The organism is Lapillicoccus sp., from assembly GCF_046595215.1.
Lineage (GTDB): Bacteria > Actinomycetota > Actinomycetes > Actinomycetales > Dermatophilaceae > Lapillicoccus.
This window is the reverse complement of sequence record NZ_JBKJPP010000048.1, coordinates 1-11,252: the sequence shown is the minus strand read 5'-3', so window position 1 is coordinate 11,252 and position 11,252 is coordinate 1. Positions and strand designations below refer to the sequence as shown.

Annotated in this window: 13 protein-coding genes and 1 pseudogene; 7 read left to right on the top strand and 7 right to left on the bottom strand. The window is 68.0% G+C overall.

Going from position 1 to position 11,252, the window contains the following annotated elements; all coding sequences use genetic code 11:
* The 3 genes from ACLL9L_RS04590 to ACLL9L_RS04580 form a co-directional block, all read left to right on the top strand.
* The coding region (locus tag ACLL9L_RS04590) for a helix-turn-helix domain-containing protein (protein ID WP_411283466.1) at positions 1-360 on the top strand (360 nt) is incomplete at its 5' end.
* A 636-nt stretch (positions 361-996) separates the two neighbouring features.
* Positions 997-2,367, top strand: coding sequence for a hypothetical protein (locus ACLL9L_RS04585; protein WP_411283465.1), 1,371 nt, complete (start codon positions 997-999; stop codon positions 2,365-2,367).
* Between the two features lie 342 nt (positions 2,368-2,709).
* Positions 2,710-3,120 (top strand): ATP-binding protein, encoded by a 411-nt coding sequence (locus ACLL9L_RS04580; RefSeq protein WP_411283464.1) that lies wholly within the window; start codon positions 2,710-2,712, stop codon positions 3,118-3,120.
* A 63-nt stretch (positions 3,121-3,183) separates the two neighbouring features.
* On the opposite strand, the gene ACLL9L_RS04575 is transcribed toward ACLL9L_RS04580, so the two are convergent.
* A complete protein-coding gene (locus tag ACLL9L_RS04575; RefSeq protein ID WP_411283463.1) occupies positions 3,184-3,846 on the bottom strand; it encodes a response regulator in 663 nt (220 codons plus the stop codon).
* 233 nt (positions 3,847-4,079) lie between these two features.
* Positions 4,080-4,262, bottom strand: a pseudogene (locus tag ACLL9L_RS04570) (IS3 family transposase); the annotation flags it as partial.
* A 41-nt stretch (positions 4,263-4,303) separates the two neighbouring features.
* Between ACLL9L_RS04570 and ACLL9L_RS04565 the strand changes: the two are divergent.
* Entirely contained in the window at positions 4,304-4,672 is a 369-nt protein-coding gene (locus ACLL9L_RS04565; protein ID WP_411283462.1) for a hypothetical protein, read from the top strand.
* On the opposite strand, the gene ACLL9L_RS04560 is transcribed toward ACLL9L_RS04565, so the two are convergent.
* From ACLL9L_RS04560 to ACLL9L_RS04550, 3 genes are all read right to left on the bottom strand, one after another.
* On the bottom strand, positions 4,654-5,016 hold the full coding sequence (locus ACLL9L_RS04560) for a hypothetical protein (RefSeq protein WP_411283467.1): 363 nt from the start codon (positions 5,014-5,016) through the stop codon (positions 4,654-4,656). The two genes, ACLL9L_RS04565 and ACLL9L_RS04560, sit on opposite strands and share 19 nt — an antisense overlap.
* Positions 4,905-5,486: a hypothetical protein gene (locus ACLL9L_RS04555; protein ID WP_411283468.1), complete on the bottom strand. Its 582-nt coding sequence runs from the start codon at positions 5,484-5,486 to the stop codon at positions 4,905-4,907. The genes ACLL9L_RS04560 and ACLL9L_RS04555 overlap by 112 nt, the downstream gene beginning before the upstream one ends.
* Positions 5,487-5,688: 202 nt before the next feature.
* Positions 5,689-5,910, bottom strand: a complete 222-nt coding sequence (locus ACLL9L_RS04550) for a hypothetical protein (RefSeq protein ID WP_411283461.1) — start codon at positions 5,908-5,910, stop codon at positions 5,689-5,691.
* A gap of 567 nt (positions 5,911-6,477) precedes the next feature.
* Between ACLL9L_RS04550 and ACLL9L_RS04545 the strand changes: the two genes are divergently transcribed.
* Positions 6,478-6,885 (top strand): hypothetical protein, encoded by a 408-nt coding sequence (locus tag ACLL9L_RS04545; RefSeq protein ID WP_411283460.1) that lies wholly within the window; start codon positions 6,478-6,480, stop codon positions 6,883-6,885.
* Between the two features lie 204 nt (positions 6,886-7,089).
* Positions 7,090-7,542 (top strand): phosphatase PAP2 family protein, encoded by a 453-nt coding sequence (locus ACLL9L_RS04540; RefSeq protein WP_411283459.1) that lies wholly within the window; start codon positions 7,090-7,092, stop codon positions 7,540-7,542.
* 198 nt (positions 7,543-7,740) lie between these two features.
* Here ACLL9L_RS04540 and ACLL9L_RS04535 read toward each other — a convergent pair whose 3' ends face one another.
* Positions 7,741-9,138, bottom strand: a complete 1,398-nt coding sequence (locus tag ACLL9L_RS04535; RefSeq protein ID WP_411283458.1) for an NAD-dependent succinate-semialdehyde dehydrogenase — start codon at positions 9,136-9,138, stop codon at positions 7,741-7,743.
* A 1,059-nt stretch (positions 9,139-10,197) separates the two neighbouring features.
* Here ACLL9L_RS04535 and ACLL9L_RS04530 point away from each other — a divergent pair.
* Positions 10,198-10,728: a SpoIIE family protein phosphatase gene (locus tag ACLL9L_RS04530; RefSeq protein ID WP_411283457.1), complete on the top strand. Its 531-nt coding sequence runs from the start codon at positions 10,198-10,200 to the stop codon at positions 10,726-10,728.
* Between the two features lie 89 nt (positions 10,729-10,817).
* Here ACLL9L_RS04530 and ACLL9L_RS04525 read toward each other — a convergent pair whose 3' ends face one another.
* Complete coding sequence (locus ACLL9L_RS04525) at positions 10,818-11,153, bottom strand: antibiotic biosynthesis monooxygenase family protein (protein WP_411283456.1); 336 nt, start codon at positions 11,151-11,153, stop codon at positions 10,818-10,820.
* Positions 11,154-11,252 lie beyond the last annotated feature (99 nt).

The window sequence follows — 11,252 nt, the reverse complement described above, 5'->3', positions numbered from 1 at the left end:
CCCAGACGTGCCGCGTGCGGGGTGTCGCTGGCGCCGGCCGCGCCCGGAGGGGACAACAGAGCCATGACTGTGTCGGGTCCCGTCGTGATCAGGCTGTCCGTCGTTGAGGGGGCGGTGCTGCGGGTCCGGGTTCGGGCCCGGGCCGGGCGCGGCGAGCACCGGGACGTGGTCCGGGCCCCGGTCGTGCTGGCCGCCGCCGCGGGTGGCGCCAACGCGGTGATGCTCGCCCGTCTGGGGCTGCGCGTGGACACCGTCGGTACGTGGCGTCGACGCTTCGCCGCTGAGGGATTGCCTGGGCTGACGGACCGGCCCAGGTCCGGGCGGCCGCGTCGATTAGCCCGGTTCAGGTCGCCGAGGTGAAGGCGTTGGCGTGCGCCCCTGTCTGTCGAGGACGAGGTGCCGCTGTCACGGTGGTCCAGCTCGGAGTTGGCGGCCGAGGCCACCGTTCGTGGGCTGGTCGAGGCGCTCGCCGGCCACGGTCCGTCGCTGGTTGGCCTCGGACGCGACCAAGCCCTGGCAGCACCGGTCCGCGATCTTTCCCCGCGACCCACACTTCCCTGCCAAGGCCGCGCGGGTCCTCGACCTGTACGCCCGGCGCTGGCAGGGCCAGGAACTCGGCGAGGACGAGTACGTGATCAGCGCTGACTGGGGGCACCTCCCGCGTGCGGGGGAGAAATCCCAGCTGCAGGCCCTGCGCCGTCGCCGCCGCGGCCAACCACCAAGGCCCGGGCGGACCCGGAAAGGGGAGGTCGGGTCAGCGGCGATGGGGCGATTCGTTCGGTTCGTCGCCCGGGTGAAAGGATGCCGCAGTCACCTTTCGGGTCCTGGGACTCTGTGGCCGCTGCGGGCGCCTCACACGTCGACGCATCCGGATGAGTCGGACGGACCCGCGTGGCGAAGGACGATTCGAGAACCACGCCCACCAGAATCGACTCTGTGCAGGGGAGCCAACCGATGGCCTGGCAGCACCGAAGCACCCTTACGAGAGGAGGACGCATGCCCACCCTCCAGGGCAGGAACGCACGACCCCCAACGAGGCGGCGCGTCTGGCTGGTTCTCTTGTCGTGGACCGCCATCTGGTCGGCACTCGCCACCCCCGGTGGCGGCTACTCCTGGCACTACTTCGCCCAGAGCGCGGAACTCATTGCTCACCCCGATGCCGCGGGGGCCGGCCTGCACCTCTTCGCCCGCCATCCCGAACTTCAGTTCGGGCCCGTAGCGATGCTCGCCGCAGTGCCCTTGAACGCCCTCGGCCCGGTGCTCGGGCGTGTTGGCGCCCAGGCGGTGCTGGCACTGCTGGGACTCCTCATCCTGCACGTCCTGTCGACCGCGCGGCAGCGTCTCACCGGCAGCCGTCCCCCACTGACCCTGCTGCTCAGCACTGGACTGCTCTTTCTTCCCGTGTGGTGCCTGGTCGCCGTCCACTTCACCCACCTGGACGACGCACTCGCCCTTGGTTTCGTCGCGCTGGCTGTGCTCACGATCGCCGCCCGGCGCCCGAACGCCACCGCCCTGCTGCTGGCCGCCGCGATCGACAGCAAACCGTGGGCGTTGGGGTTCGCCGCCCTGATTCTTGTTCTGCCCAGGTCACAACGGCTCCGCGCGGCCGTCCTGATCGCGGCGGGTGTAGCCCTCAGCTGGCTCCCCTTCCTTATGGCCGACACCGGGACTATCGCGGTCGGCCGATTCTCCATCAGCAACGTCGGCGACTCAGCCCTGAACGCGCTCGGTGTGCACACGGCCAGCACCCCCGGGTGGGACCGGCCGGCACAGATCCTTCTGGGAGTGCTGGTGGCCGTCATCTGCGTGCGGCGCGGCCGGTGGGTAGCCGTACCGCTGGCCGTGATTGCTGCCAGGCTCCTTCTCGATCCACAAACGTATCCGTACTACAGTTCCGGCCTGCTCGTCGCCACCGTCATCGTCGACCTGCTGTCCACGTCCCGTCGGCTGCCGGTCTGGAGCGCAGCTGCCGCGGGCTGGGTCATCATCGACGCCGCCGCCCGGGCGCTGCTGCCTCCTGCAGTAGGTGGCGACATCCGGGCCGTCTACTGTGCCGGCGTCCTGGTGGCGCTGACCCTGCTCCCGCCGCCCAGGCGGTCGGCTCGCGCGGACCGGCCCGACCCGGACCGGACGCACGTCACCGCGGCCACCGCCTCGACGAAGAGGGCCGCGCTGACCCTGGGGCGCCCTGCACCTCAGACCACCGTGATGCGCAGCACCCCAACCACCTGGCAACGTGCGACATCAGCCAGTCCGTCGCGGCGCAGCCCCTCCGAGCGGACCACCTCGCAAGAGCAGGCGACCCAACGCGCAGGGAACCGCAGCAGGTCTGGCCTGCCCGCCGCCAACCGGCTGCCCCCACGCTGAGGTCCAAGGGCGGGTTGTCGGCACCGAGCGGTCTCCACGTTGCCGAGGAAAGGGATCACCGCCCCCACAAAGGGGGACTTGGCAGTCGCGTCTGCCCAGTAGCGCTGACACACAACGCATACCGTCCTGACACGGTTACGTGTCGTGGCGCCGACCCGAGGGTCTTCGGGGGTTGGGGACCCCCCTTACGACCGTGACTCGACAAACCCCTGCCGGTGGTCCCCCTGGCTCGTCGCCCCGGCCTTGACCGGTGCGACGGTCGATGACGGGAAACGCCGGTCAGTTCGCTGGCGGTTGTTCCGACTACTGCACAACCAGGTCTCGAAGTGTCAGGATGTATGGGTGGAACATCCCGCCGGCCGAGGACCGGACCGGGAGCTGGCCCGGATCGACTTCGGGCCGGACGACCTGGAGGAACTGCGCGAAGCCATCGAACGGGTGGTCGCTGAGTTCGTGCCCGCAACCCAGGTCAGCGAGCTCGTTCTGGCCGTGCACGAGGTCGCCCTCAACAGTGTCCTGCACGGCGCAGGCCGAGGGCATGTGCGGGTGATCCACACCGGCCCGGAGCTCGTTTTCGACATCCGGGACCGGGACGGGTCCCCGACGTCGCCAACCGTGCTCCCGCCGAACGCGGACTCGACCCACGGACGTGGGCTGTGGATTGCCAGCCACCTCAGCGACGGTATCGCCATCACCGCGATACCGGATCAAACCAGCGTCCGGCTGTCTGTTCTGCTACCCACCAGCGACTGAGTTGGAGACACCATCGTCGGGAAGGACCTCGCGGAACGACGTCTGGTGTCAGGTCGAGGCTCGTCAGGCCGCCAGTTCCATCGTGATCATTCCCCTGCGGACGGCCAGGACGACGGCCTCGAGTTGGGAGTGGGCACCGAGCTTGCCCAGGACCTCCTTGACGTGGTCGCGGCAGGTGTGGACGCTGATCTGCAGCTCGGCCGCGATCGAGCGCACGTCCATGCCCTGTCCCATCTGGGACAGGACGTCGTGCTCGCGTGCGGTGAGCGGGACGGCCTCCTGCCCCTGCACGGGGACCAGGCCGGACATCGGACCGGGATAGACCCGGACCCGCCCGGAGCGCACCGCGCGCAGGGCGCTGAGCAGCTGTTCGAGCCGGCCGTCTTTGGTGACCAACCCGCAGGCGCCCGCGTCGAGAGCCCTCACGACAGACGCCCCCGAGGCGTGGGCGGCGAAGAGCACTACGCGCGCTCCCGGGTCGCCGGCGAGCAGGGCCCGGGTCACCGCGAGACCACCGTCCATGGATGCGGTGAGTTCGACGTTCATGATGACGACGTCGGGTTTCAGCTTGGCATACATGTCCACGGCCAGTGCTGCGCTATGGGCGTGGCCGACGCAGCCGAGGTCAGGCTCGTCGTCAAGGACGCCCGCCAGCATCTCGGCGAACGTGCCGTGGTCGTCGACCACCAGCACCCGAGTCATCTCACGTACGCGCTGAACCGCCATGTCCCACTCCCCATCCCCCCGGCCCGCCCCACGGGCCCGCGCCGTCAGTATTGGCGCGGCTGGGCCTCGACGCGGCCGGTATCCGTTATGTCTGTCTCACATCGCGGACGGGAGGGAGGCCGGTTCCCGGGGACGCGCTCGAGCCCATCTGCCCGGCGACCGGTATTTGTCAAGGCGGTGGAGGCCAGTGGGAGTTACGCGGCTGGTTCCGTGAGTAGTGGTGGTGGGTTGATTCAGGCGGCGTCGGGCAGCTGAAGGATCTTGGGTGGGGTCGAGCTGGTGAAGCGCTCAGGGGTGGCTGCTCTGGCGTTGGCCAGGGTGGCTGCCCGGTCGGTGGCCATGGCTGCTGCCAGGCCGTAGTGGACGACGGCGGGGGTGTGCAGGCCGATGGCGATATGGGCGTGCCGGTGGTTGTACTGATGCGGGTGATCCTGTCAGAGGCTGATGCCGAGCCTTCGTGGTCGAGGCGTTCGAGGAGTCTGTCGAAGATCTTCTGGCGGACGATCTGGCCCTTGTTGTGGGCGTCGTCGCGTTGGGCTTGGAGGGTGGGTCGGAACTCGATGGTGGTGACGAAGAAAGCGCAGCTCTCGCAGATGGACTCGAAGTGGCAGTCGGTTTGGACGGGTCGTGCGCAGTGCCCGTTGCCGAACATGCGCAGGTGCATCTCGCCGCGGAGTTTGCGCATCTCGCTGCCTTCGTCGTCTCGCGGCAGCTGGCGGGGTTGACCGGAGAGGGATTCGACTTTCTCTGTGACGTTGAAGTACTCCTCGGCGACGGTCTTGTCGGCGATCCGGGCGTAGATCATCGTCATGGCCAGCGTTTGTGACCGAGGAGGGCGGCGATCGCGTCGATGCTCATGCCGCGGTTGATGGCTTTGGTTCGCGAGGGTGTGGCGGAGCTGGGGGGGGTGACGTGTCCGATGCCGGCCTCGTGGGACAGCAGGCTGATCGCGCTCGACACGCGCAGCGCGCTGACGGGCTTGTTGTTATCCAGTAGCAGTCGTTCTGAGCACAGGCCGGTGGGTCGGTGGTGGTGGATCCAGTCGTCGAGCATGTCCTTCAGCTGCGGGTGCAGGGGGATGTAGCGGTCGTTGGGCAGCTTGCCGACTGGGATCCGAAGCCAGTAGGCCGAGCCGATTTGGACGACCGCGTCGACGGTGAGCGCGAGCAGCTCACCTTTACGGATCCCGGTGCGGGCCAACAGTTCCACGATCCGGCGAGAGAGTGGGTCCGGTCGGCGCGGCTGGTGCGCATGACCTTGGTGGCCGCGGCGTCGTCGAGGAATCGCGGCAGGGGCTTGTCGATGATCGGCAGGTCGCCGGTGAAGATCAGCGGCCCCTGCGGTGGGTTGGGGTAGCCCCACTCGGTGACCCGGTCGACGAAGCAGTGCAGGTTGATCAGGCGGTTCTTGATGCTGACACGGTTGAGGGGCTTGCCGGTGTAGCGGCCATGACGGGCACGGATCCAGCTCTTGTAGCCCTCGATGTTGCTGCGGTTCAGGCCCGCGCAGCTGATCACCCCTGGGCGGTTGTGATCGAGCCAGCTGCCGAACTCGCGCAGCGGCTGGTCGATGTGGTTGACGGTTTTGGGCCGCAGGCTGAGCTCAACCTGGGCGATGTAGCGTCGGCGGGGTCGGCGCACCGCTCGGGGACCTCGCTCCAGCCGGAGACCGCCACCGGCGGCTTGGTGCGTGCCCGCTTGGGAGCATCGAGCTGGCCGCAGTGGAACAGGGTCAGTCGTAGGCGGGTGAGGATCGCGGACATGTTCCGTCCCGAGCCGGGCATCCCTCGGTTGACGTAGGCGGCGGTGATCGCCTCCCCTGCTGCCTCGAAGTCCGTGACCCTCAAACGGTCCGGGCTGACCCCGATGATGGCGGTGGCACCATCAGTGCGTTCCACTGGAGCGCGACGTCGTCGGGCGGCAACCGCAGTTGCTCGCCTGCGGCGACGAACCAGGCGTGGGTCGCAGGGCGGTGCCCGCGCGCCAGGACGCCTAGGCGCAGGTCGAGGTCGGTCATCAGCTCGGCGGCGATCGTGAGCCTGCCGGTGACCAGGAGCCACGACACGAACGAGCGGGCCTTGGTGATCGCGTCCGACTGCTGGGCCAGCGACAGCTGTTCCCAGCCACCGGACCACTCGAGCTTGGCGCAGAAGGACCGGGCTGCCTGGGTGGGTCAACGGCCAGTCTTGCGGTCCAGTCCTCGCATTGCGCTGAGGTAGGCCTCGAGCAGATCGGTGCTCGGGTTCGACAGCGCCAGCGCCGCGGGCATTACAGCGCACCGATGGCTTGGGCGTCGATCGCCTCGCGGGGCGAAGACGGACCACTTCCGGCCCCTCCCGTGCACGAAAGGGGGTGGCAGCAGCTGATACGGGGAACATGGCTACCAACCACGACGTCAGCGTACGTGACCAATCCGTGCCCAAGACTCGGCACTTACGGTGGGCCGCATCGCGCCCTCCTCCCGGCCGGATTTCAGGTCACGGCGGGTGTTGCAGTGGCCCATACGTGTCGGGTGGGTTTGGTGACAGAGCCAAGGATGTTCATCCAGGGAACTCACGCACGCCGTCGAGCCCGATCAACGCGGAGTACGAGAATCCTCCACCCGATGAGTTCCCGACAGGAGAATGGGCTCGTGCCGACCTCCCTGCCCGAGACGAAGCTGTATGTCCCGAGGTCCCGACGTAGCCTGCTGCAGCGCCCGGGGTTGCGCGGGAGGCTGGACCGCGGGGCCGCCTCGAAGTTGATGCTCGTTTCCGCACCTGCTGGCTTCGGCGAGACGACGCTGCTCACCCAGTGGCTTGCGGCGGGGCCGGCCGCGCCGCCCGATCAGCGGTTGCCCGCGTGGCGGTCGCTCGACCGGGCCGACAACAATCCCACGTCCTTCTGGATCTATGTGATCGCCGCACTGCGGACGGTGGTGCCCGGGGTCGGCGAGAGCGCGCTGGCACTCTTGCAGGCGCCCCAACCGCCTCCGATCGAAACGGTGCTCACCAGCCTATCCTGCAGCGCAGCCCACCCCAGAAAGGCCTCAAGATCATGACGTCCCCCGTTCCCCACGCCACCCCCGGCGCCCGGGTTCCTCGAGGCACCGGCATCCTGCAACCCACCACATCGGGGACCAGAGCGATCGCCGTCGCCGTCGCCGCCGCCGTGCTCATAGCGGTATCCGGCTTCTTCTTGAAGGCCCACCCGGCCGACCTCAGCGCAGTCGTCGACCTTAACCACCTACGGACCGGGCTCATCGGTGCCCTCACCACCGGCATCTACCACCTCTTCAGCCCGGCACCGGCCATCCTCATTACCGTGCTACTCACCCGGCGTCATCTGGGTCAGAACGAAAGACCTGCGAGTCGCGGCCGCATTCGCCGGCGTCGTCGCCGCCACCTGGTTACCGTCGGCCGTCATGAAGCTCATCGTGCACCGGCCGCGGCCCGAAAGCGCGTTGCTGTCCCACCCCTACACGCCGGCGCTGACGGACGCGTCGTACCCCAGCCGCCACACGGTCTTCGTCGCCACCTTGGCCATCGCCGTCGTGCTGGTGCTGCGCGGCACCCGTTGGCAGGCCACCGCGACCACGATCGGTGCGATTGTCGTGGCGGTGGTCGCGCTCGCACTCGTCACCTACGGCGTCCACTTCCCCAGCGACGTCATCGCCTCCATCGTCTGGGCCCTCGCCGTCGCGCCAGCGGTGCGCTAGGTCTGGGTCGACCTCGTTATGCCCCGGCTGCCCCTGCTCGACACAAGCCGCCACACCAAGAGGCCCGGCACGGAGCACGCGAGCGACTAACGCCGTCTGAGGAGGCCGCTCACCCGGCCGAGCCCGGTCGTCGGCTCGCGCCTTCGCAGCGAACCCGACGTCCGAGGACCTCCGGCCTCACGCCAGCGCTGGTCGGCGCTAGTCGGCTATGTAGAACATCCGTTTGTTGACGAACTCGTCCATGCCAAGGGGACCGAGCTCGCGGCCGAAACCGCTGCGCTTGACACCACCGAAAGGTACCTCAGCGCCCTCCCCCGCCGGGGTGTTGACGTTGGACATGCCCACTTCGAGTCGCTCGGCGACCCTCCGCGCACGCTCGGTGTCGGTGCTGAACACAGCACCGCCAAGACCGTAGGCGGTGTCGTTGGCCAGAGTGAGTGCCTCGTCGTCGCTGGAGACCGAGTAGACCACTGCCACCGGCCCGAACAGCTCCTCACGGTAGGCGCGCATGTCCTCGGTGATCCCGGTTAGCACCGCGGGCGAGTAGTACGCGGCCGGCCCGTCGCCGAGCACGCCCCCGGCATGCAGGGTCGCGCCTTTGCTTACGGCGTCATTGACCTGCTTGGCCAGGGTCTCAGCCGCCGCCCGCGAGGAAAGTGGGGCGAAGGTGCCCTCGGCCCTTTTGGCGGGGTCCCCAGGACGCAGGTGTTTGGCGCGTACGGTGAGTCGGGCGACGAAGCCGTCGAAGATGTCGTCCATGACGATCATCCGCTTGTTCGAGTTGCAGGCCTGACCGGTGTTGCTCATCCGGGTCTCCCAGGCCAGGTCAGCAGCCGCAGCGACGTCGTCGGTGTCCAGGACGACGTAGGGATCAGAACCGCCCAGCTCGAGCACACACTTCTTGAGGTTCTTCCCGGCGATCGAGGCGACTGCCGAACCTGCCCGCTCCGAGCCGGTCAGCGAGACACCTGCGATGCGCGAGTCGCCGATGATCTGCTCGATCTGGGCGTGGGTGGCGAACACGTTGACGTAGGCGCCCTGGGGTAATCCGGCGTCGACCATGATCTGCTGAACGACCAGCGCACACCTGGGCACCGACTCCGCGTGCTTGAGCACAATCGTGTTTCCCAGCATCAGGTTGGGCGCCGCGAACCGGGCAATCTGATAGTAGGGGTAGTTCCACGGCATGATCCCCAGCACCGGCCCGATCGGGAGCCTTTGGACCATGGCCTTACCGCCGGAGAACGTCTTGATCGGCTGGTCAGCCGCGAGCTCGGAGCCCTCGGTCGCGAAGTACTCGAAAATTTCGCCGCAGAACTTCGACTCGCCGCGCGCCTCACCCAGCGGTTTGCCCATCTCCTCGGTCGCGATCGCGGCCAGCTCGGCCCGCCGCTCGACGAACAGCTCGCCGATCCGCTTGACCACCTTTGCTCTCTCCGCGATCGGCACGTCCCGCCAGACGCTGTACGCCGCGTGCACGCCAGCAAGCGCCGACTCGATCTCCTGATCTGTCGCGTGCTCATAGGTCTCGACGACCTTGCCGGTAGCCGGGTTGACCACCTGGTAGACCGATCCGGATGTTTTGGCGTCGCTCATGATGCCCTCTCTCTTTGGCTGTGGACGGCTCTTCTCGTGTCGAACGTAGCCCCCTTCGCCTCGGCATGTCTGGGGCCAAGGGCAGGAGGAACGGCCGCCTATGCTTCAGGGCTCGGGCGCACTCGGGGGCTCAGCCGGCTGTGACCAAGACGACGGGATGAGTCCTGAACTCCTCACATGGTGAGTTCATTCATGCGGGGGCGGGTGGTTTTTGACGCTGTAGGGAGGGTCAGATCGGTGCCGGGGTTTGCGCGTCTGGGTGTCGCTCAGCTCAACACAAAGAGCGGCGAGGGCTTTGCTGCCTCGGGGCGCATGAAAGCGACGGATTGGCCGACAACCGGTAAGTTTTAGCCGAGCCGATCGTAGTTGCACTCAAAGCCGAACCCGAAGACGATTCTTCCGCCGCCGGCAGGGCCTCTGTGGCTGTTCTCGTGGCGGTCTCGGCGTCGGCTGATGACTGCTGTGGGCGTTCAAACAGCGCTTCGTCAGTTGCGTTCCTCATGGCCTTCTGCGCGGTGGCGGCCGCTCGACGCGAGGTGAACGGGGTCAACGTGTGGGGACTCGCGCTGGGTTTGCCTGCCCGCGTCGTAACTCCCTATCGCCGGCGCCTGCGCGGGCCCGACTTGCAGCTGATGGCCAGGACGGGCCGCGGGGGGGCCGCCCACAATCGGCCGTGGCGAGCCACTGACCGCCTACAGGGCGCTGAGCACTCGATGACGGTCGGCGGCGACCGGCTCAGCGATCTCGAAGGCGGGCGCCAGTGCCTTGGTGGCGCGCGGGATAGCGGGTGCAGGTGCAGCTCGGTGCTCACGCCCACGGCGAGCAGACGCTGGGTGTAGGCCAGGCTCTTGTCCGGAAGATGTCGAGCTCGCCGACCTCGATGTACGCCGGAGGCAGCCCGCGGAAGTCCTCCAGGCGGGCGGCGGCGCCGTACGGGTTGACGTTCGGGCCGCGGACGTCGTCGCCTAGCCAGGCGCCCCAGCCGGTGGCGTTTGTCGTCGCAGGACCATGTGAGGAAGGGAACCAGCTCCGAGTCCGGAGTGGTGTTGAGGTCATCGAGTGTCCCGATCGGGGTTACCCGGCAGCGTCAGCCGCCGGGACCACAGCATCAGCCTGCCAGCCGGCAGCACGCTGGTGCCATATACCGACGGCCTGGTCGAGACCCGGGCGGGCGACATCGACGACAACATCTACACGCTGCTCACCAAGGTCCGACGGCACCCCCCAGAGAACGGGCCCCAAGCCCTCGTCGACCTCGTTATTGGTAGCGGTGGACCCGATGGAAGACGTTGCCGTTCTGGCGGTCCGCATCGCCTAGGGGTGCTAGGCCTGTCCCGACGATCAGGTCGAATCGGCGAAACCGCGAAGACTCCGCGTAGCGGGCCAGATAGGACACGGCCGCCAGCTGGCGGTGGACATCGTCGATGGCTGGAAAGGGAGAAGGATCGTGGGACTGGACATGGTGTCACCTCTCGCGGCGACCCGGCGGACCGCCCAGACCCTGCTCGCCGCCAACGCGGCCAGGCACCTGAACGCATCGACGCTAGATCCGTTCCTGCGTCGTGTCCGGGTCCGCAGGCGGGGGAATGACGCGCACTCCTGCTGCCGTAGACCTGAATGCGGTATACAGAACGTTCGATCATCGGTTCGGCCGCGTTCCGCTGAGGGGCCTCGGATCGTCAGCCCGGCCTGGGCGTGGAGCCGCCCGCCACCTCGTAGTTCCAGACCTCGCTGTGCGTCGAAACGGGACGGGAAGCCTCCCCGCCCGCACGCTCAACGGCTGAACGGTGACCCTCGGCGAACCCGGGCGAACTCACCCACGCCTGAAAGGATTCCTCATCACGCCAGCGGGTGATCACCAACCACTGTCTACGATCGTCGGTCGGGCGCAGTAACTCGAACCCCTCGAAACCGTCGGCGTCGTCCACCGCGCCGGCTCGCGCAGCGAACCGATGGGCGAGCTCGTCGCCAGATCCGGCTGGGACGGTGATGGCATTGATCTTGATCATGGTCACGCGCCAAGAGTGCCACTGGCCCCTTAGGGCGCACCAGGAGTCCCCATGTGCGCTGTGTGGCGCGGCGCCTCCATGGGGCGTCAGGGGTCCGTGATCCCC